This is a genomic window from Rhodococcus sp. DMU1, from assembly GCF_012272955.1.
In the GTDB taxonomy this organism is placed as follows: domain Bacteria; phylum Actinomycetota; class Actinomycetes; order Mycobacteriales; family Mycobacteriaceae; genus Rhodococcus; species Rhodococcus aetherivorans.
In genome coordinates this window covers 262,557-282,021 of sequence record NZ_CP050952.1, presented here as the reverse complement: position 1 = coordinate 282,021, position 19,465 = coordinate 262,557, and the positions used below count along the sequence as shown (strand labels likewise).

General features: G+C 69.1%; 20 protein-coding genes. 10 read left to right on the top strand and 10 right to left on the bottom strand.

The genetic code is table 11. The features are described from left to right. The first annotated feature begins 8 nt into the window (after positions 1-8). Positions 9-131 (top strand): hypothetical protein, encoded by a 123-nt coding sequence (locus tag HFP48_RS32035; RefSeq protein ID WP_006944548.1) that lies wholly within the window; start codon positions 9-11, stop codon positions 129-131. 177 nt (positions 132-308) lie between these two features. Here HFP48_RS32035 and HFP48_RS01350 read toward each other — a convergent pair whose 3' ends face one another. Beyond that, positions 309-815 carry a CGNR zinc finger domain-containing protein gene (locus HFP48_RS01350; RefSeq protein WP_246872499.1) on the bottom strand — a complete coding sequence of 169 codons (507 nt, stop codon included), beginning with the start codon at positions 813-815 and terminating at the stop codon, positions 309-311. Positions 816-861: 46 nt separating this feature from the next. Between HFP48_RS01350 and HFP48_RS01345 the strand changes: the two genes are divergently transcribed. Next, positions 862-1,251: a hypothetical protein gene (locus tag HFP48_RS01345; protein ID WP_246872498.1), complete on the top strand. Its 390-nt coding sequence runs from the start codon at positions 862-864 to the stop codon at positions 1,249-1,251. Here the strand turns inward: HFP48_RS01345 and HFP48_RS01340 are convergent. Then, a protein-coding gene (locus tag HFP48_RS01340) for an IS3 family transposase (protein WP_168580496.1) occupies positions 1,229-2,451 on the bottom strand; the annotation gives its coding sequence in 2 pieces (ribosomal slippage) (positions 1,229-2,139 and positions 2,139-2,451; 1,224 coding nt in all). The two genes, HFP48_RS01345 and HFP48_RS01340, sit on opposite strands and share 23 nt — an antisense overlap. 44 nt (positions 2,452-2,495) lie before the next feature. Between HFP48_RS01340 and HFP48_RS01335 the strand changes: the two genes are divergently transcribed. From HFP48_RS01335 to HFP48_RS01325, 3 genes are all read left to right on the top strand, one after another. Further along, complete coding sequence (locus tag HFP48_RS01335) at positions 2,496-3,113, top strand: AEC family transporter (protein ID WP_246872497.1); 618 nt, start codon at positions 2,496-2,498, stop codon at positions 3,111-3,113. A 467-nt stretch (positions 3,114-3,580) separates the two neighbouring features. Beyond that, positions 3,581-4,927, top strand: coding sequence for an MFS transporter (locus HFP48_RS01330; protein ID WP_168578901.1), 1,347 nt, complete (start codon positions 3,581-3,583; stop codon positions 4,925-4,927). A gap of 99 nt (positions 4,928-5,026) precedes the next feature. Further along, entirely contained in the window at positions 5,027-6,568 is a 1,542-nt protein-coding gene (locus HFP48_RS01325; RefSeq protein WP_065923204.1) for an acyl-CoA synthetase, read from the top strand. 368 nt (positions 6,569-6,936) lie between these two features. On the opposite strand, the gene HFP48_RS01320 is transcribed toward HFP48_RS01325, so the two are convergent. Continuing rightward, positions 6,937-7,314: a MerR family transcriptional regulator gene (locus tag HFP48_RS01320; RefSeq protein WP_006944555.1), complete on the bottom strand. Its 378-nt coding sequence runs from the start codon at positions 7,312-7,314 to the stop codon at positions 6,937-6,939. Between the two features lie 271 nt (positions 7,315-7,585). Between HFP48_RS01320 and HFP48_RS01315 the strand changes: the two genes are divergently transcribed. After that, complete coding sequence (locus HFP48_RS01315; protein ID WP_241010959.1) at positions 7,586-9,064, top strand: SulP family inorganic anion transporter; 1,479 nt, start codon at positions 7,586-7,588, stop codon at positions 9,062-9,064. Between the two features lie 308 nt (positions 9,065-9,372). On the opposite strand, the gene HFP48_RS01310 is transcribed toward HFP48_RS01315, so the two are convergent. From HFP48_RS01310 to HFP48_RS01300, 3 genes are all read right to left on the bottom strand, one after another. After that, positions 9,373-10,602: an acyl-CoA dehydrogenase family protein gene (locus tag HFP48_RS01310; RefSeq protein ID WP_006944558.1), complete on the bottom strand. Its 1,230-nt coding sequence runs from the start codon at positions 10,600-10,602 to the stop codon at positions 9,373-9,375. A 29-nt stretch (positions 10,603-10,631) separates the two neighbouring features. Beyond that, positions 10,632-11,693: a phosphotransferase family protein gene (locus HFP48_RS01305; RefSeq protein WP_029546980.1), complete on the bottom strand. Its 1,062-nt coding sequence runs from the start codon at positions 11,691-11,693 to the stop codon at positions 10,632-10,634. Positions 11,694-11,868: 175 nt separating this feature from the next. Continuing rightward, on the bottom strand, positions 11,869-12,498 hold the full coding sequence (locus HFP48_RS01300; RefSeq protein ID WP_029546979.1) for a TetR/AcrR family transcriptional regulator: 630 nt from the start codon (positions 12,496-12,498) through the stop codon (positions 11,869-11,871). A gap of 202 nt (positions 12,499-12,700) precedes the next feature. Here HFP48_RS01300 and mihF point away from each other — a divergent pair, with 202 nt between their 5' ends. Together mihF and HFP48_RS01290 are read left to right on the top strand one after the other, a co-directional pair. Continuing rightward, positions 12,701-13,018, top strand: coding sequence for an integration host factor, actinobacterial type (mihF, locus tag HFP48_RS01295; protein WP_006944561.1), 318 nt, complete (start codon positions 12,701-12,703; stop codon positions 13,016-13,018). 120 nt (positions 13,019-13,138) lie between these two features. Continuing rightward, entirely contained in the window at positions 13,139-14,056 is a 918-nt protein-coding gene (locus tag HFP48_RS01290) for a cation diffusion facilitator family transporter (protein ID WP_029546978.1), read from the top strand. A gap of 70 nt (positions 14,057-14,126) precedes the next feature. Here the strand turns inward: HFP48_RS01290 and HFP48_RS01285 are convergent, their stop codons facing one another. The 4 genes from HFP48_RS01285 to HFP48_RS01270 all read right to left on the bottom strand — a co-directional run bounded on the left by HFP48_RS01285 (position 14,127) and on the right by HFP48_RS01270 (position 16,389). Beyond that, a complete protein-coding gene (locus HFP48_RS01285) occupies positions 14,127-14,609 on the bottom strand; it encodes a DUF1801 domain-containing protein (RefSeq protein ID WP_065923206.1) in 483 nt (160 codons plus the stop codon). Positions 14,610-14,643: 34 nt separating this feature from the next. Continuing rightward, positions 14,644-15,312 (bottom strand): glyoxalase, encoded by a 669-nt coding sequence (locus HFP48_RS01280; RefSeq protein ID WP_210432796.1) that lies wholly within the window; start codon positions 15,310-15,312, stop codon positions 14,644-14,646. A 5-nt stretch (positions 15,313-15,317) separates the two neighbouring features. Beyond that, complete coding sequence (locus tag HFP48_RS01275; protein WP_065923207.1) at positions 15,318-15,839, bottom strand: helix-turn-helix transcriptional regulator; 522 nt, start codon at positions 15,837-15,839, stop codon at positions 15,318-15,320. A 139-nt stretch (positions 15,840-15,978) separates the two neighbouring features. Continuing rightward, the gene (locus HFP48_RS01270) at positions 15,979-16,389 is read right to left on the bottom strand and encodes a VOC family protein (RefSeq protein ID WP_050034359.1); all 411 of its coding nucleotides are present in this window, start codon (positions 16,387-16,389) and stop codon (positions 15,979-15,981) included. A gap of 119 nt (positions 16,390-16,508) precedes the next feature. On the opposite strand from HFP48_RS01270, the gene HFP48_RS01265 reads away from it, so the two are divergent. After that, on the top strand, positions 16,509-16,958 hold the full coding sequence (locus HFP48_RS01265; RefSeq protein ID WP_029546973.1) for a helix-turn-helix transcriptional regulator: 450 nt from the start codon (positions 16,509-16,511) through the stop codon (positions 16,956-16,958). A 62-nt stretch (positions 16,959-17,020) separates the two neighbouring features. After that, positions 17,021-19,432, top strand: a complete 2,412-nt coding sequence (locus HFP48_RS01260; protein WP_168580494.1) for an excinuclease ABC subunit UvrA — start codon at positions 17,021-17,023, stop codon at positions 19,430-19,432. Positions 19,433-19,465: the final 33 nt, after the last annotated feature.

Below are 19,465 nucleotides of genomic sequence, written 5' to 3'. Positions count from 1 at the left end.
CTCCCTTGTTGAGCAGGGCGGTACGGACACTGGCGGTTCCCCTGCTCGTGTTCCTCGACCATGTGATGGCGCCGAAGTACTCCCCCGAACTGTTCGCCCTCTCCGAGCAACTCGCGGGCCACACCGACTGAGGGGCGCAGCCGGACTCGAGCAACGGCGGACCTCGGCATCGTTCGTCCACCCTCGCTGCCCCTCGCCCCCACAGGTTCGCCAGGACGGCCCGACGTTCCCCGTCGGGCCCGAAAGTTGGCGTGTAAGGCCTGTACTGCGTTGATCGATTGCGTGACGATGCAGTCGTGCACGGGCACTCAGTGGGACTTCCTGGCTCGGTGGCGGCGTACCGCGTCCGCATTGCCGCAACGGGCACTGCAATACGCCCGGCGGCCGTTGCGGCTGGTGTCGACGAACACTCGAACGCATTCCGCGTTCGCGCACGCGCCCAGACGACCCCCCTCGGCCTCGACGGTGAAGATCGCGAGCCCACCCGCGGTGACCGCCATCACACGCCCGACGAGGTCGTTCTCGTCCGGCGTGAAATGCAGATGAGGACGGTGGTTGTCGTGCGTGGTGAGATACACGCTGGCTACCCCGTCGAGCAGGAGGGCGTTGATCGACCGGCAGCGTTGCTCCTCGTCCGGCGCCACGAACACCGCCCGGAGCCGGGTCGTCCACCGACGCAGCGCCGGCACGTCGCTCTTGTCGACATCCGACCACCGGATCACGTGCTCGCGAAACACGGCCTGGACCTCCGGGACGGTCCACACGCTCCTCTCCCCGAGGTTCACGAGGTCCGCGGCCAGCAGCGCACCGGTCATGTTGTCATGGTTGAACTGCACTGACCGATTGCACCACGGTGGTCGCGTGCACCTGGTCACCACCGCCGTTCTCCCCATCGTTCTCATCCTCGCCCTGGGCGCAGTCCTCCGTCGCCGTGTCGTCACCGACGCCGGCTTCTGGCGCGGGATGGAGTGGCTGAGCTACCACGTGTTCACGCCTGCGCTGTTCGTCGAATCGATCGCACGGACCCCGTTGCGGGAGGTATCGCCGGTCCCGTTGCTTCTCAGTTTGTCCATCCCGGTCCTGGCTGTGTCCGTGTTGCTCGTCGCCCTTCGTCGACCACTACGGGCCGAAGGACCGCAGCTCACGTCGCTGGTGCAAGGAAGCATCCGCATCAACACCTACATCGGGCTGGTGTTGGGCGTTTCCCCCGAGATGTGGACACCAGTTCCTATGCGGCAGTGGCCAGCGTAGCCGATTGCTGCTCGAAGTCGATCGGACAGATCTGACCGAGAGTGGAGTGCCTTCGTCTCGTGTTGTAGCGCGTGACCCAGCGGAACACGTGAGCACGTGCCTCGCCTGCGCTGGCCCAACGTTTCCGTCCCTGCAGCGTCTCCCGTTTCAACGTCGCGTTGAACGACTCCGCCGCCGCATTGTCCGCCGACGTCCCGACCGCACCCCGCGACCGGGTCACCCCCAGCTCACGACACACCTCGGCGAACCCGGTCGACGCATATTGAGCCCCGTTGTCGCTGTGGAAGATCGCGCCGTCCAACCCGACAGGACCACGCACCGACGCGGCCGCCCGCAACGCTTCGGTGACCAGCTCGGTGCGCATGTGCTCCGCGATCGACCACCCCGCCAACCGCTTCGAGTGCAGATCCAATACCGTTGCCAGATAAAGGAACTGACCGTCGCCGATCGGCAAGTACGTGATGTCCCCGACGTACCTGGTGTTCGGTGCGCTCGCGGTGAAGTCCCGCCGGATCAGGTCCGGTACCACGGCCGCGTCCGGAGCGGGCACCGTGGTGCGCACCGTCTTACGCAGATGCACCCCGACGATCCCGTGCTCGCGCATCACCCGCTCGACCCGCTTGTGGTTCACCTCGAACCCGGCATCGCGCAGCTCGGCGGTCACCCGAGGGGACCCGTAGGTGCCGTCGGAATCGGCGTGGATGACGCCGATCCGCTCGGCCAACTCCCGATCGGCGCGGGCGCGTTCGGCGCGGGCCGGCGCCGAAGCCCGCCACCGGTAGAAACCGGAGCGGGACACCTCGAGGATCCGGCACAGCCACTTCACCGACACGGTGTCGCGGTGGTCGTCGACGAACTGGAAGCGGCTCACCAGTTCGTCTCGCCCGCGAAATACTTCGCGGCCCTGCGCAGGATCTCCCGCTCGGTCTCGAGCTTCCGTATCTGGGCCCTGAGCTGCTTGTTCTCTTCTCCCAGCACGGACTCGGACGATACCTCGCCGGACGGTCGTGACGGCCGCGTGGCTCCGCGGCCGGCCGCGGGCGCGCCGGTGCGTTTACGTTCGGCGCGCACCCAGTTGCGCAGGGTCTCCCGGCTGACACCCAGGTCCTTGCCGATGCCGTCGAAGGTATGGTTCGGATCGGACAGGTACAGCGCGACGGCATCGGCCTTGAACTCCGCCGAGTATGCCTTCATCACCATCAGTGACATCTCTTCCTCTGGATCCTCACGACCCAGTGTTCACGATGTCCACATGTCAGGGGGAACCCCCGTTCGCCTCGGCGCTCGAAGGCACCGGCGGAGTAGCCGCCTTCGCACTCGCGGCATCGGTGATGGTTCCGTTGGTCAACGTCGTGTCGGTCACCGCGCTGTCGTTCTACGGTGCCCGCAATCACGCGGCTGCAATGTCGAGTACGTGGCGCCACCTGGGCACCAATCCCTTGATTCTGGGATGCGTTGCGGGCCTGACGCTGAACCTCACCGGCATCGGATTGCCCCCGGCGATTGCGGTACCGGTGGAGATGTTGGCAGAACCCGCACTTGTCACCGGCACACTCGTGGCAGGGGCGGCGATCACCCTTCGGGTGCGGCTCCGCGACGGCCTCGACATCACCATCGCGTCGACGATCAAACTGGTCGCCCTTCCCCTGTCGGCCGCCGCCCTCGCAAGTGCACTGGGATTGACCGCCGCAGCCCTGACCGCCGTCGTGCTCATCTGCGCCGTCCCCACCGCGCCCTCGGCGTACATTCTCGCCAGACGTATGGGCGGCGACTCGCAACTGATGGCGTCCATCACCGGAGCGCAGACAGTCCTGTCCGTAGTAACTCTGCCCCTGATCCTTCACCTGACCACAGCGACCTGACCCATGACCACACCGACCTGACCCGCGACGACAACGGCGTGATGCACCACCGGGAAGCGACCTCGCCCGCACAGCGACCGCCGACGCCGAGACATCTCGCCGCGCCGCCCCGGCCGACGCATCCATGCAGGCCGAGTAAACAGTCGGTCGGCTCGAAACTCGGAAGATTACGCAGAGAGCTCAGCCCCGACGGCGCCCCCGCCGCGCCTGACAGGCGTTCCTGCCCGCGCGCACAGGAGCAGTCGTATACACCACGCCTCCAGCACCACACATTGCTATCCGACCAGCTCCAGGCGGTGAACGACCCACACTCGAGGACGGCTGGTCCCACGGGCCCCTCGCTCGCAGGTCCCCACGAGGCCGACCTCACCCTCGGCGTGCGTTTGACTTTGTGCGGCGCGTCACATAACTTATCGACTGCTAACCGAACGATCGATTGGCTACACACGTTCGCAGGAAGGGCAGCCATGGCCACCCCCTCGGTTCCACAGGCGCAGGAGACGGCGCCCAGCTCTCCGCCACCCGCCGCCCCGCCGCACTCGCGCCGGGCGGCCCGCAAGGCCGCGTTCGCTGCCGCGGTGTCGACCTCCCTCGAGTGGTACGACTTCTTCATCTATGCCACCGCCGCGGCGCTCGTGTTCAACAAGACGTTCTTCGCCACCGGCAGCGAGGTCGTGGCCGCGCTCAATTCGTTCGCCACCGTCGCGGTCGGCTTCGTCGCCCGCCCCATCGGCGGGATCGTCTCGGGCCACTTCGGCGACAAGTACGGGCGCAAGCCGGTACTCGTGACCGCCATCCTGCTCATGGGTGTCGCGACCACCCTGATCGGCTTCGTGCCGAACACGTCGATCACCTGGCTCGCCCCCGCGATGCTCGTCCTGCTGCGCATCTGCCAGGGACTGGCGGTCGGGGCGCAGTGGGACGGCGCGGTCCTGCTGGCCACCGAGTACGCCCCGGCCCATCGCCGCGGCTTCTACGGAAGCTTCGCCCAGCTCGGCATCCCGATCGGCGTGGTGATGGGCAACGCGGTCTTCCTGGCGGTGGCGTGGGCGGTCTCGCCCGAGGCGTTCACCTCGTGGGGCTGGCGCGTGCCGTTCTGGATCAGCCTGTTCATGCTGTTCGTCGCCTTCGCCATCCACCGCTACCTCGAGGAGACCCCCGAGTTCCAGCAGGTGGAGGCCAAGCTCGCGGCCGCGCCGGCCCAGCGGCGTTCCCCGGTCCTCGAAGTCCTCCGGCACAACAGCGGCACCGTGCTCATGGCCGGCGGCACCTATCTCGTCGGCATCGTGATGTTCTACATCACCATCACCGGCTCGGTGCAGGTGGCCACGACCAACCTCGGCATCACCCGTTCGGACGTGCTGGCGATCATCCTGATCGCCGCGGGTGTACTCGTGCCGATGGTGCCGCTGACCGCCTACCTGTCGGACCGCTACGGCCGCAAGCTGATCTACGGCATCGGCATCGTCGGCATGGGCCTGTGGGCCGTGCCGATGTGGCTGCTCATCGGGGCGTCCTCGTCGGAAGACATCTGGCCGCTGGCCGTCGCGCTGATCGTCTCCTGCGTGGTGATGTCGTTCCAGACCGGGCCGCAGGCCGCCCTGTTCGCCGAACTCTTCCCCCCGGAGATCCGCTACTCCGGAGCGTCCCTGGGGTACCAGGCGGCAGCGATCCTCGGCGGCATGGCGCCCATGGCGATGGTCGCGCTGATCAACGGGGAGGTCGCCAACCTCTGGCGCGTGGGGCTGCTCATCGCAGCGCTCTCGGTCCTCGCCCTCGCCTGCCTGGTGGCCCTCGCCCGTCGTCGCGCCTGACCTCCCGGCGCCACTGCCCCGTCGGCGCCACTGCCCCTTCGGCGCCACTGCCCTCCCGGGCGCCACTGACTCTCCGCCCGAACGAACACTGGAGACCCCATGTATCCCGGTGCCTACCTCGACACCACTGCGCACAAGCCGGCCGTGATCATGGCCGACACCGGCCGGACGGTCACCTTCGCCGAGCTCGAAGCCAACTCGATCCGTATCGCCCGCCACCTCCGCACGCTGGGACTGCGCCGCGGAGACCACGTCGCGGTGCTCGCCACCAACACTCCCCGGGTGTTCGACATCTACTGGGCGGCAATGCGGTCGGGCCTCTACGTCACCATGGTGAATTGGCATCTCACTCCCGGCGAGGCCGCCTACATCGTCGACGACTGCGGCGCGAAGGCCGTGCTCGTCGACGCCGCGCTGGAGGAGATCGCCCGGGTGCTTCCCGCTCTGCTGCCGAACACCGAGCACCAGCTCGCCTTCGGCGGCACGCTCCCCGGATACGCCGACCTGGACGCGGCCGCGGCCGCCGAGTCGGATGCCGCGCCCGCCGATCAACCCCGGGGGGCGGACATGCTCTACTCGTCCGGCACCACGGGCCGCCCCAAGGGCATCAAGCCCGCGCTGCCCGACCGCCAGGTCCACGAACCCGGTGACACGATGACCGCCATGAACGCCTCGGTGTGGGGCGTGAATCCGGAGACGGTATACCTGTCCCCCGCACCGCTGTACCACGCGGCACCGTTGCGCACCTGCGCCGCGGTGCAGGCCCTCGGCGGCACGGTCGTCGTGATGGGCCGCTTCGACCCCGAGAAGGCCCTCGAATACATCGAGCGGTACCGGGTCACCTACAGCCAGTGGGTGCCCACCATGTTCGTGCGCATGCTCAAACTGCCGGAGGACGTGCGCTCCCGCTACGACGTGTCCAGCCTGCAGGTCGCCGTGCACGCCGCGGCCCCCTGCCCGGTCGAGGTCAAGCGGCAGATGATCGCGTGGTGGGGCCCGATCCTGTCGGAGTACTACTCCTCCACCGAACTCAACGGCCTCACCCTCGTCGACACGGAGGAATGGCTGCGCAAACCCGGCACGGTGGGCCGGGCCGCGCTCGGCGTCGTCCACATCTGCGGCGAGAACGGCGAAGAACTGCCGGCGGGGCAGATCGGCACGATCTATTTCGAACGCGACCTGCTGCCGTTCGAGTACCACAACGCACCGGAGAAGACCCGCGACGCCCAGCACCCGCACCACCCGGCGTGGACGACGACCGGCGACGTCGGTTACCTGGACGAGGACGGGTATCTGTTCCTCACCGACCGTGATTCGTTCATGATCATCTCCGGCGGAGTCAACATCTACCCGCAGGAGATCGAGAACGCGCTCGTCGAGCACCCCAAGGTCCTCGACGCCGGCGTGATCGGGGTGCCCGATGCCGAGATGGGCGAGATCGTCACCGCGGTGATCCAACCGGCCCCCGGCTTCGACGGCGACGACGCGCTCGCCGCCGAACTGGCCGACCACCTCCGCGGTCGCCTCGCCAAGTACAAGCTCCCGCGCCGGATCGTGTTCAGTGACGACATGCCCCGGACACCGACCGGCAAGCTGGTCAAGCGCAAGCTGAAGGAGCGCTTCGTCGACACACCGGTGTGACGCCGGGCCGGGAAACCCGGTCGACGACGAAAACGACTCGGCCTGCCGCTCGTTGCGAACGCGGCAGGCCGAGTCGTCGTCGGTTCGCGGGTGCGTTCTCGCCGGTTCGGCAGCCCGCAGCCGTCCCGGCCGCAGCAGCGGTTCCAGTTCGCTCCACTGCGCCCGCAGTAGCCGCTACAGCCGAACGTGTCGGCGGCCGCCCACTGCACGGCATCCCGGTGACAGCTCAGTTCGATGCGGTCGCGTCGGGGCCGCTGTCCGCGGGCGGTCACGTCCACATCGAAATCGATGCCGGCGACGCGGTCGCCGGCGGGCGCGGGATCCGGTGCCCGTCCTCGGCGCAGTCACCGCCGACGCCGACGGCAGGGTCAGGCTCCGGTGGCGTGCTCACCCAGGATGGTGGTGAGTTCTTCCGCGTACGCGAGCTGCGTGCGCAGACGAGCGCAACTGTCCTCGGCCCGCCGATGGAACTCCGCCAGCACGCCGCGTGCGTCGGCGGCCCCCTGCCCGGAGGTCGCGGCGGCGGCGATCCGATCGAGAGCGGCGAGCAACGCGCGCATCTCGTCGAGGGTGAACCCGAGCGGTTTCATCCGCCGGATCACCAGCAGGCGCTGCACGTCGTCCTCGGTGTAGAGGCGGAACCCGCCGGCGCTGCGGGCGGACGGGGTGACCAGGCCGACCTCGTCGTAGTGACGGATGGTCTTGATCGACAGCTCGGTGCGCGCAGCCACCTGCCCGATCTGCATATGCCCCGAATCGATAGTCACAGCCGCACCCTTTCCTCCCGGTCGCGCCTCCACCGTAGCGAGCGGCCCGACCCTCGATTCGAACTCTACCCTCACCGGAGGGTAGAGTTCTGCGGGTTCCGCGGACGAGACGATGCCGTCCCGCCCGCGCGGGGGCGTCGCCCCCGGCTTCTCATGGAAAGAAGACACGACTGTGACAACTCCTGCCGGGACAACTCCTGCCGGCAACGCGCCGGCCGTCCACGAGGCGGACGACGATCCCGTCCTCTCGGTGCGCGCCGCCCTGCGCTCCCCGAAACGCCTGAAGACCGAGATCCTGGCCGGCCTGGTCGTGGCCCTGGCACTGATCCCGGAGGCGATTTCGTTCTCGATCATCGCCGGCGTCGACCCGCGGGTCGGGCTGTTCGCCTCGTTCACCATGGCCGTGACGATCTCCATCGTCGGTGGCCGGCCGGCGATGATCTCTGCCGCCACCGCCGCGATCGCGTTGGTCGTCGCGCCGGTGGCCCGCGAGCACGGCTTCGACTATCTCGTCGCCACCGTCCTCCTGGGCGGCCTGTTCCAGGTGGTGCTGTCGGTCCTCGGAGTGGCCAAGCTGATGCGGTTCATCCCGCGCAGCGTCATGGTGGGCTTCGTCAACGCCCTGGCCGTCCTGATCTTCACCGCCCAGCTGCCGCACCTGATCGACGTCCCGTGGTTGGTCTACCCGCTGGTCGCCGTCGGACTCGGCGTGATGGTGTTCCTCCCCAAGCTCACTTCCGTGGTCCCGGCGCCGCTGGTGGCGATCGCGGTGCTCACCGCCGCCGTGCTCGCCTTCGGCTGGGACGTGCCGAACGTCGGCGACGAGGGTGCGCTGCCCGAGTCCCTCCCGGCGCTGTTCCTCCCCGACGTGCCGCTGACCACGCAGACCTTCGCGATCATCGCCCCCTACGCGCTCGCGATGGCCCTGGTCGGCCTGCTCGAATCCCTGATGACCGCCAAACTGGTCGACGACATCACCGACACCCACTCGAACAAGACCCGTGAGGGCTGGGGCCAGGGGGTTGCCAACCTGGTCACCGGATTCTTCGGCGGCATGGGCGGCTGCGCGATGATCGGCCAGACCATGATCAACGTCAAGGTCTCCGGGGCCCGCACCCGCATCTCCACCTTCCTGGCCGGGGTGTTCCTCCTGATCCTCGTCGTCGCCCTCGGTGACGTCGTCGCCCTGATCCCCATGGCCGCCCTCGTGGCGGTGATGATCATGGTGTCGGTCGCCACCCTCGACTGGCACAGCATCGCCCCGCGCACCCTGAAGCTGATGCCGCGCAGCGAAACCCTCGTGATGCTGGTGACGGTCGCCGCGACCGTGATCACCCACAACCTCGCGATCGGGGTGATCCTCGGCGTGGTCACCGCGATGGTGCTCTTCGCCCGCCGGGTCGCCCACCTGACCAGCATCGAGAAGGTCTCCGAAGCCGACACCGACCACGACGGCAAGGTCGACACCCGTGTCTACAAGGTGCACGGCGAGCTGTTCTTCGCCTCCTCCAACGACCTGATCTACCAGTTCGACTACGTGGGCGACCCGCGCAACGTCGTCATCGACCTGACCGGCGCCGACATCTGGGACGCCTCCACCGTGGCCACCCTCGACGCGATCCGGCACAAGTACGCCAACAAAGGTAAGAGCGTCGAGATCGTCGGCCTCGACGGCGCCGGCCTCGAACGCCTCGACCGGCTCTCCGGGCGCCTCGGCGAAGGTCACTAGCTGCCGGTGTGCTCGCCTCGTCCATGCGGGCGCGTGCTCGACGAGCTGCGCACCGCCCGGCCGGTGCGAGTGGTGGATCTACCGGTTCCGAAGTCGCGCGGATCGACGCCGGAGTGTGGCCGACCGAGTGCGATCCCTCGGGGCACCTGCACACCCGGTGTTGGGCGGCCGTCGTTCTCGTCGCGAATCCGGATGTCGACGGCGCGCAGGAGCGGCCCCGCCACGACGAGCACACTCCGGCGTGGATGCTCGCCGTCTCCCCTGCCGCCCCACTCACCCTGCCGTCGTCGTCGCGGTGGGGTGTGGTCCTATCCGCGGACCTCGCGCAGCACCGGAGTCGCGGCGAACTCGGCGCGAGCGAGGGACCGGCGGTGCACCTGATCGGGGCCGTCGGCGATCTGCAGGAACCGCGCCTGCGAGTACAGCATTGCGAGCGGTGTGTCCTGGGACAGGCCCGCACCGCCGAAGATCTGGATGGCGTCGTCGACGATCTTCTTCACCGTCAGCGGCACCATGACCTTGGCGGCGGCGATGTCGTGCCGGGCGGCCTTGGCGCCCTCGACATCCATCCGCCACGCGGCGCGCAGCACCATCAGGCGGGCCGCATCCACCTGGATGCGTGCGTCGGCGACGGTGGCCTGCACGACCCCTTCGTCGGCCAGCGGCCTGCCGAATGCGACGCGGGTGCGCGCCCGCTCCGTCATCAGCGCGACGGCGCGTTCGGCCATGCCGATCAGGCGCATGCAGTGGTGGATCCGGCCCGGGCCCAGGCGGGCCTGCGCGACGGCGAAACCCTTGCCGCGCGGGCCGAGCAGGTTCGCCTTGGGCACCCGCACCCGGTCGAAGACGATCTCGCCGTGCCCGCCCTCGTGCCGGTCGTCGAACCCGAGCACGGACGTGGAGCGGACGATGTCCAGGCCCGGCGTCTCCATCGGGACCAGCACGATGGAGTGCCGGGATCCGGCCGGAGCGCCGGGATCGGTGACCCCCATGACCATCGCGACGCGGCAGTCCTCCCGCAGTGCGGCGGTGGACCACCATTTGCGTCCGGTGAGCACCCACTCGTCGCCGTCGTCGGCGATCTCGAGGCGGACGTTGCTCGCGTCCGAGCTGGCGACGTCGGGTTCGGTCATCGAGAAGCAGGACCGGATCTCACCTTCCAGCAGGGGGCCGAGCCACTGCTGCTTCTGGGCGTCGGTGCCGTAGCGGGCGAGCAGCTCCATGTTCCCGGTGTCCGGCGCGGCGCAGTTGAGCGCCTCCGGGGCGAGATGCGGGCTCCATCCGGTCAATTCGGCCAGCGGGGCGTATTCGAGATTGGTCAGGCCGGCCCCGCCCGCCTCGGGGAGGAAGAGGTTCCACAGCCCCTGCCGCTTGGCGGAAGCCTTGAGGTCGGCCATGATCGGCGGGGCACCCCAGTAGTCGGGCTTGCTCGCGAGCTGCTGCGCGGCGATCGGCTCGGCCGGCAGGATGCGTTCCTGCAGGAAGCCGGTGAGCCGGTCCTGCAGTTCGCGGACCTTGGGGCTGTATTCGAAATCCATTGTTGCTCCGATTCTGAGGGAGTGATCGCCTAGCGGCGCAGTTCGGGAAGGGCCGAGGTGGCAGCGAGATCGAGGGCGCGCCGGAGCAACGGCCCGACCATGTCGGCGATGCCGTCGAAGCCCTCCCCCACCGTCTCGCCCCGGTCGTGGCGGGCACCGATGCCCTCGAGGATGACGGCGATCTTGAAGTCGGCGAAGACGGTGTACCAGTCGATGTCGGCGAGATCGATTCCGCGCGCGGCGGCGTAGCGCTCGAGCAGCTCCGTGCGGGTGGGGAATCCGTCGAGGGTGGCGAGGCCGCGGGTGATGGGGTTGTATGCCGCACCGGGAACATCCCAGAAGCTCAGCATGATTCCCACGTCGGCGAGGGTGTCGCCGAGGGTGGCCATCTCCCAGTCGAGCACGGCGGCGATGCGTCCGCGATCCTGCGGCGCGGCGAGGACGTTGTCGAGCTTGACGTCGCCGTGGACGATCCCGGGGTGGCGGGTCTGCGGCAGCGCGCGACGGAGCTTGTCGAGCAGCACCGCCACCTCGGGCCGGTCGACGCGGCGAGAGGCCTCCCACTGCTTCGCCCACCGGCCGAGCTGGCGCTCGAGGTAGCCGTCCGGACGGCCGAAGCTGCCGAGCCCGACGGCGTCGGGGTCGATGTCGTGCAGCGCGGCCAGGGTGTCGGCGAGCGAGAACCCGAGGCGGCGACGCTCGTCGGCGGTGAGGGCCGAGGCCTGTTCGACGGTGCCGACGGCCACGCCGTCGACGAGTTCCATCAGATAGAACTTCGCGCCGAGGATGCTCTCGTCCTCGCACAGGTGCACCGCGCGGGGCACGGGGACGGACGTGCCACCGAGGGCGTTGATGACGGTGAACTCGCGCCGCATGTCGTGCGCGCTGGGCAGCACGTGCCCGTACGGCGGTCGGCGCAGCACCCATGCGTGCTCGTCGTCGGCGAGCCGGTAGGTGGGGTTGGAGCGGCCACCGCCGATGAGGGAGGCGGTGAGCGCGCCGGTGACCTCACCGCCGAGTACGCGCTGCAGGTGGACGGTCAGCGCGTCGAGATCGAGGTCGGCGACGGCGCCCGCAGGCGATGCAGTCATCGCGGATTCCTTCCTGCGTCGGCCTGTCGGCCAAACGATCGTTCGGGTGACCTACAGAGTCGCCGAACGAGCGTTCGGTGTCAACACGGCTACCGACGGACGGGATCCCATCTGCGATAATGCCGATGCGGAAGGAAGATGCTGCAGCACCGAAGAGGCGGCAGCCGATCAATCGTTAGGAAACCGAGAGGCCGCCGTGACGGGGACGGTGCTGCACCATCGCCAGGGCCAGATCCGCGTAGCGGTCCGCGAGCTCCTCCGGCCGCAGCGGCCCGTCGGACCGCCACCAGGCGCACACCGACTGGCCCATGTTGATGATTCCGCGCACCGCATCGCGCGGGAACTCCACCTCGAAGGCCCCCTCCTCGACGCCCCGCTCGACGACGTCGCGGAACAGACCCTCCTGTTCGTCACGCAGCGCGACGACGAGCCGGCGACCGGCCTCGTTCAGGCTGCGCAGCTCCGTCGCACCGACCAGCGCATCGAGCTGCCGGGTGGTGTGGAACATGACCCACGCGCGCACCAGCGCCTGCAGCTGCGCGTCCGGCGAACCCCCCGCCCGCAGCAACGCCCCGCGGGTCATGGCGATCGCATCGTGCAGCGCCCGGGTCATGATGTCCTGCAGGATCTCCTGCTTGGACTTGAAGTGGTGGTAGATCGAGGCGACGGTGATGTCGGCGTCCCGGGCGATGTCGCGCATCGAGGTGCCGTGGTACCCGCGCTCGTTCATGTTCCGCATCGCCGAGTCGAGGATCGCCTGCCGGCCGTTGCCGGTCCCGACCGTAGCCGCCTTCGCCGCGCACATCGTCAACTCCGTCCCGCCGGTCGTGAACCGGTGACAGCGTAGTCGCAGGGCACGGGCCGGGATCGGCCGGATCCGCACCGCGAACCCCGCGGATCTGCCGTCCCCGCGTGCCGGAACGACGAATTGTCGGTCCGACCTGGCAGCATCAGCCGCGGCAGCCTCGCCCGGGGCCGCTCACCATCGGACAACACAGGGGGCCGTCATGCCAGCACCCGTTCTCACCGACGAACAGCGCACCGCCGCACTCGCCAAGGCCGCCGAAGTGCGCAAGGCCCGCAGCGAGCTGCTCGCCGCCGTCAAGGCCGGAGAGCTCGACGTCTCGGCCGTGCTCGACAAGGCGGAGACCGACGAGGTCGTGAAGAAGACGAAGGTCTCGGCCCTGATCAAGGCGCTGCCCGGCGTCGGCGCGGTCAAGGCCGCCAAGCTCCTCGAGCAGCTGTCGATCCCGGACACCCGCCGCATCGGAGGCCTCGGCGCCAACCAGCGTCAGGCGCTGCTCGACGCCACGACGGCCGCCTGACGCACCGTCCGACCCGACGCAGGTGTTCCCGCGCCCCGAAGTGGGAACACCTGCCCGGGCGCGTTCTGCGCCGACCGCGCGCTCCGCGACCGAGGAGACCGACGGACCGGGAGGAGCCGGATGGGGACGACGTCGACGCCCGAATCGCGGCAGCGGCAGGATCGGCTGCTGTTCCGCTTCATGCTGCTCTCGCTGGCCGCCGCCGTGGTCACCATCGTCCTCAAGGCGAGCGCCGCGTGGGCAACCGGCTCGGTCGGGTTCCTCTCCGACGCCCTCGAATCCGGGGTCAACCTCGTCGCCGCAGTGGTGGCGCTGATCGCACTGCGGGTGGCGGCCCGGCCCCCGGACGCCAGCCACCACTTCGGTCACGGCAAGGCCGAGTACGTCTCCGCCCTGGTCGAGGGTGCGATGATCTTCGTCGCGGCCACCGCGATCGTCTGGACCGCGATCGAACGCCTGATCAGTCCGATTCCGCTCGTCCAGCCCGGGCTCGGGCTGGCCCTGACGACCGTCGCCTCCCTGATCAACCTCGCCGTCGGGATCACCCTGCAGCGCGTGGGTCGCACGCACCGCTCGATCACGCTCGTCGCGGACGGCAAGCACCTGTTGACCGACGTGTGGACCTCCGCCGGAGTGATCGTCGGCATCGTGCTGGTCACCGTCACCGGCTGGGAACCCCTGGATCCGATCGTGGCCCTCGTCGTGGGTGTCAACATCCTGTGGACCGGATACCGGCTGCTTCGCGGCTCGGTCAGCGGCCTGCTCAGCGCCGCCCTCCCCCAGCACGAACAGGACCAGGTCAACGCCGTGCTGGACCGGTTCCGCGCCGAGTGCCCGGTCGAGTTCGCGCCGCTGCGCACCGTCGAATCGGGCCGGCAACGCCAGGTGTTCGTCGTCGTGACCGTTCCGGGCGACTGGACCGTGCGGACCGCCCACGACATGGCCGACCGCATCGAGGCGGCCATCGACGCGGTGCTGCCGCACACCGAGACCTTCATCCACGTGGAACCGGCCACCACCGGGCCCGGCAACGCCTGACCTCGGTCCGCCTCGTCACGGTCGTCGGCTCGGCTCGATCGGGTTCAAGGCAACGCCGGCACCGACGGCCTCAGCCCACGGCCTTCCTCACGAGCGCGCTGATGCGCTGTTCTTGGGCTGCGGTCAGCTCCTTCAGGGCGTAGGCGATCGGCCACATGGCGCCGTCGTCGAGCGCCGCCTCGTCGCTGAAGCCGAGCGTGGCATACCTCGACCCGAACTTCTGCGCGCTCTGGAAGTGGCAGAGGACCTTGCCGTTTCTGGCGTACGCGGGCATCCCGTACCAGAGCTTCGGCGCGAGGTCCGGAGCGGCGGTCTTGATGATGTCGTGGATCCGCTCGGCGAGGACCCGGTCCGCTTCCGGCATCTCGGCGATCTTCGCGAGCACGTCCCGCTCCGCTGCCGCCTCCTTCTCCGCCCGCGAACCGCGCCGCGCCGCCGCCTTCTTCTGCTCCTGCGCGTGCTCCTTCATCGCGGCCCGCTCCTCGGCGGTGAATCCGTGGTACTGCTCGGCGCTCGCGCCGGAGTTCTCGGTGGACGACTTCGCTTGCTGCATGGCAGGTTTCCTCTCACAACAGGGATGAGGCAGGTCAGGACTGTGCAGGCACCGCGGGCGGCGCGGGGGTGAGCGATGTGGCAGCCTCCCAGGCGAATCCGTCCGGGTCGATGAAGGGGTCGGCCGTGCTGCCGAGGACGATGCGGTGCGAGCCGGTGCCGTCGGCGGGGACGCCGAGGTCCTTGGCCAGGCCGCGACGCTTGTACAGCGCCAGCTTGACGGGGCTGGACTCGCCGGCAGTGAACTGGGCATACTTGCCGCCGAAGCTCTTGGCCACGGTCAGGCCCCGGCCGACGTAGAACTGCTTGCTGGCCTTCACGTCCTCCACACCGAGCAGCAGGACGATCTCGTCGATCTCAGAGGTGGCCGGGCCGGTGTCCTTCTTCGCCGAGGTCGCGACCTTCCAGATCGTCCCGTCCGGGGCCTGGACGACTCCGCCGTAGCCCCAGAGCGACTTCGCGGCGGGTCTGAGCACCGTGGCGCCGGCGTCCACGGCGGCGCCGAGGAAGCTGTCGACGGTGGCCGGCCGGGACACCGTGAGCGCCAGGGTGAAGCCACGGAATCCGGTGGAGTGCGACTCGGATGCCCGCAGGCGTAGGTACGTGTCCACGCCGAAGGCGGTGTAGAAGCGGTGGGCGGTCTCGGGGTCGGCCACCTCGAGGGTGACAGATGCGATGGACGTGTCGGATGCGGTGGTTGTCATGACCATCACGCTAGGGACTGCTTGCAGGCCGGGGCTTCTCGATTCCTGACCGGTCGTGCCACCTGCTTCGCCACACACGCCGGCATCCCGCCCGTCATGACCGCAGAGCCCGCATCGCGGGCCGTACCCGCAGCATCGTCATGGCCGGACGCAACATCCGCCGCCCGGCGCCGGAAGACGCCGGGCGGCATGCCGACCAGCTCGGTGAAGCGGGTGGTGAAGGTGCCCAGCGACGCGCAGCCGACCGCGAAACACACCTCGGTGACGCTGAGATCGCCGCGACGCAACAGCGCCATCGCGCGTTCGATGCGCCGCGTCATCAGGTACGCGTACGGCGACTCCCCGTACGCGGCCCGGAACTGGCGGCTGAGGTGCCCGGCCGACATGTGCACGCCACGGGCGAGCGCCTCGACGTCCAGCGGCTGCGCGTACTCCCGATCGATCCGGTCACGGACGCGGCGCAGCCGCGCGAGATCGGTCCGGCGCTGCGCGTCGGCGCGTGCACGCCGCCATTCGGGCCGACACATGAGAGCACTCCCCTCTCCGTCTTCCGCGCGGCCCTGGTGGGCCGTCGGCAGGGCGGGCACCTCTGCGACGGTGCGCTGCCGCCCTTGTTGCCGGTGGTCGCCGTGCCGGCCGGCACGGCCGCATCGACGCCCGTACGTCTCAGCGAAGTTCCTGGATGCGGACCATGTTGCCCGCGGGGTCGCGGAAGGCGCAGTCGCGGATGCCGTACGGCTGTTCGGTCGGCTCCTGGACGACCTCGGTGTCGCCGGCCTGCACCTTTTCGAATGTGGCGTCGAGGTCCCGGGTGGCCAGCAGGATCCAGCCGTAGGTGCCCTTCGCCATCATCTCCGAGATAGTGCGGCGCTCGTCGTCGGTGATGCCCGGGTCGGCGGCCGGCGGCGCCAGGAGGAGGGACGTGTCGGGCTGACCGGCCGGGCCGACCGTGATCCAGCGCATCCTGCCCTGCCCCACGTCGCTGCGGACCTCGAAGCCGAGGACGTCGCGGTAGAAGGCGAGCGACGCGTCCGGGTCGTCGTGCGGCAGGAAGCTCGTGTGAATGGTGATATCCATGACGAGCAGGTTAGGAGCGGCTCCGTGTCCCGCGCTTCTCGATTCCTGATCGATCCGGCCTCGTGGGGGGCGGCCGGCAGCGCTGGGCAACTCCGCTGCGACGTGGCACGATCGCGTGGGTGACCAGCAGACCCGCTGACGCGCAGCACCTGCGTGACCTCGCGCGGCTGCGCCGCGTCCGTGACCGGATCGATCGGGAGTACGCGCAGCCGCTGGACGTCGAGGCGCTCGCCCGTGGCGTGCACATGTCGGCCGGGCACCTCAGCCGCCAGTTCCGGGCCGCGTACGGGGAGTCGCCGTACGCGTACCTGATGACGCGGCGCATCGAACGCGCGATGGCGCTGTTGCGTCGCGGCGATCTCAGCGTCACCGAGGTGTGTTTCGCGGTCGGCTGCGCGTCGCTGGGGACCTTCAGCACTCGCTTCACCGAATTGGTCGGTGTGCCCCCCAGCGTCTATCGGCGTCAGGCCGCGCGCACGGCGGCGGGGATGCCGTCGTGCGTCGCGAAGACGGTGACCAGACCGATCAGGAATCGAGAAGCGGGAGTCACCGAGCCGCACCTAGCCTGACCGCCATGGACGTCACCATTGACTCGAGCTTTCCCTTCCCGGCAGATGGAGACACCATGAGCATGGCCACGAGGACGGACACGCGGTCGTCTGCGCCGCACATTGCCGACAGTCACGATCTGATCCGCGTGCACGGTGCGCGCGTGAACAACCTCAAGGACATCAGCGTCGAGATCCCGAAGCGCCGGCTGACGGTGTTCACCGGCGTCTCCGGTTCGGGCAAGAGCTCTCTGGTGTTCGGCACGATCGCCGCGGAGTCGCAGCGGATGATCAACGAGACCTACAGCGCCTTCGTGCAGGGTTTCATGCCGACGCTGGCGCGGCCCGAGGTCGACGTCCTCGAAGGATTGACGACCGCGATCATCGTCGACCAGGAGCGGATGGGCTCGAACCCCCGCTCCACCGTCGGCACCGCCACCGACGCAAACGCGATGCTGCGCATCCTCTTCAGCCGGCTGGGGCAGCCGCACATCGGCTCGCCCAACGCGTACTCGTTCAACGTCCCCTCGGTGAAGGCCAGCGGTGCGATCACGGTCGAACGCGGCGCCGGCAAGACGAAGACCGAGAGGGCGACCTTCACCCGGCTCGGCGGCATGTGTCCGCGCTGTGAGGGGATGGGCGCGGTCACCGACTTCGACCTGTCCGCGTTGTACGACGACGGTCTGTCGCTCAACGAGGGTGCGCTCACGATCCCCGGTTACAGCATGGACGGCTGGTACGGCCGGATCTACCGGGGCTGCGGCTTCTTCGACCCGGACAAACCGATCCGCAAGTACACCAGGAAGGAACTGCACGACCTGCTGTACAAGGAGCCGACCAAGATCAAGGTCGAAGGGATCAACCTGACGTACGAGGGGCTGATCCCGAAGATCCAGAAGTCGATGCTGTCCAAGGACGTCGACGCACTGCAGCCGCATATCCGGGCGTTCGTGGAACGGGCCGTGACCTTCTCCACCTGCCCCGAGTGCGACGGCACCCGGCTCGGCAAGGAGGCCCGGTCGTCGAAGATCAAGGGAAAGAACATCGCCGACGTCTGCTCGATGCAGATCAGCGACCTGGCCGTCTGGGTCCGGAGCCTCGACGAACCGTCGGTGGCCCCGCTGCTCACCGGGCTGCAACACCTTCTCGACTCGTTCGCCGAGATCGGGTTGGGGTACCTCTCACTCGACCGGCCGGCGGGCACCCTCTCCGGGGGAGAGGCACAGCGCACCAAGATGATCCGCCACCTCGGTTCCTCGCTCACCGACGTAACGTACGTGTTCGACGAACCCACCATCGGCCTGCACCCGCACGACATCGCGCGTATGAACGACCTGCTGCTGCAGCTGCGCGACAAGGGCAACACGGTGCTCGTCGTCGAGCACAAGCCGGAGGCGATCGCGATCGCCGACCACGTCGTCGACCTCGGACCGCGCGCCGGCACCGAGGGCGGCGAGGTGGTGTTCGAGGGCACCGTCGAGGGGCTGCGTGCCAGTGGCACGCTCACCGGGCGGCACCTGGACGACCGGGCGTCGGTGAAGCCCTCGGTGCGGACACCGTCGGGTGTGCTGGAAGTGCGCGGCGCCGGCACCCACAACCTGCAGGACGTCGACGTGGACATTCCGCTCGGCGTGCTGGTCGTCCTCACCGGGGTGGCGGGCTCGGGCAAGAGCTCGCTGATCGACGGTTCGGTGTCCGGGCGCGACGGAGTGGTGTCGGTCGACCAGGGGGCGATCAAGGGCTCGCGGCGGAGCAACCCGGCGACGTACACCGGACTGCTCGACCCGATCCGGAAGGCGTTCGCGAAGACCAACGGCGTGAAGCCGGCGTTGTTCAGCGCCAACTCCGAGGGCGCGTGCCCCGCCTGCAACGGCGCCGGAGTCATCTACACCGACCTGGGCATCATGGCCACCGTCGAATCCACCTGCGAGGACTGCGAGGGGAGGCGGTTCCAGGCCGAGGTGCTGGAGTACACGTTCGGCGGCCGGAGCATCGCCGACGTGCTCGCGATGCCGGTGGCCGAGGCCGAGGAGTTCTTCGGCGCCGGCGAGGCGCGGATCCCGGCGGCCCACAAGATTCTGCAGCGGCTCGCCGACGTCGGGCTCGGCTACGTCACCCTCGGCCAGCCGCTCACCACGTTGTCCGGCGGTGAGCGGCAGCGACTCAAGCTGGCCACCCGGATGGCCGAGAAGGGCGGCGTCTACGTCCTCGACGAACCGACAACCGGCCTCCACCTCGCCGACGTCGAGCAACTGCTCGGCCTGCTCGACAGGCTCGTCGACTCCGGCAAGTCCGTCATCGTCATCGAGCACCACCAGGCGGTCATGGCGCACGCCGACTGGATCATCGACCTCGGCCCCGGCGCCGGCCACGACGGTGGCCGGATCGTCTTCGAGGGCACACCCGCCGACCTCGTCACCACCCGCTCCACCCTCACCGGCGAGCACCTCGCGGCCTATGTCGGCGCCCGGCCGGGCCCGTCGCGGACACCGTGAGGCGAGTTCGCCCCACGGGTGCGACAGCCCTCG

Coding starts and splice junctions, on each gene's coding strand:
- HFP48_RS01290 (WP_029546978.1), top strand. CDS start 13,139: ATGGGGACGACGTCGACGCCCGAATCGCGGCAGCGGCAGGATCGGCTG.
- HFP48_RS01310 (WP_006944558.1), bottom strand. CDS start 10,602: ATGGATTTCGAATACAGCCCCAAGGTCCGCGAACTGCAGGACCGGCTC.
- HFP48_RS01275 (WP_065923207.1), bottom strand. CDS start 15,839: ATGTGTCGGCCCGAATGGCGGCGTGCACGCGCCGACGCGCAGCGCCGG.
- HFP48_RS01320 (WP_006944555.1), bottom strand. CDS start 7,314: ATGCAGATCGGGCAGGTGGCTGCGCGCACCGAGCTGTCGATCAAGACC.
- mihF (WP_006944561.1), top strand. CDS start 12,701: ATGCCAGCACCCGTTCTCACCGACGAACAGCGCACCGCCGCACTCGCC.
- HFP48_RS01270 (WP_050034359.1), bottom strand. CDS start 16,389: ATGGATATCACCATTCACACGAGCTTCCTGCCGCACGACGACCCGGAC.
- HFP48_RS01285 (WP_065923206.1), bottom strand. CDS start 14,609: ATGCAGCAAGCGAAGTCGTCCACCGAGAACTCCGGCGCGAGCGCCGAG.
- HFP48_RS01330 (WP_168578901.1), top strand. CDS start 3,581: ATGGCCACCCCCTCGGTTCCACAGGCGCAGGAGACGGCGCCCAGCTCT.
- HFP48_RS01325 (WP_065923204.1), top strand. CDS start 5,027: ATGTATCCCGGTGCCTACCTCGACACCACTGCGCACAAGCCGGCCGTG.
- HFP48_RS01350 (WP_246872499.1), bottom strand. CDS start 815: ATGACCGGTGCGCTGCTGGCCGCGGACCTCGTGAACCTCGGGGAGAGG.
- HFP48_RS01300 (WP_029546979.1), bottom strand. CDS start 12,498: ATGTGCGCGGCGAAGGCGGCTACGGTCGGGACCGGCAACGGCCGGCAG.
- HFP48_RS01335 (WP_246872497.1), top strand. CDS start 2,496: ATGTCCACATGTCAGGGGGAACCCCCGTTCGCCTCGGCGCTCGAAGGC.
- HFP48_RS01280 (WP_210432796.1), bottom strand. CDS start 15,312: ATGACAACCACCGCATCCGACACGTCCATCGCATCTGTCACCCTCGAG.
- HFP48_RS01260 (WP_168580494.1), top strand. CDS start 17,021: ATGGCCACGAGGACGGACACGCGGTCGTCTGCGCCGCACATTGCCGAC.
- HFP48_RS01305 (WP_029546980.1), bottom strand. CDS start 11,693: ATGACTGCATCGCCTGCGGGCGCCGTCGCCGACCTCGATCTCGACGCG.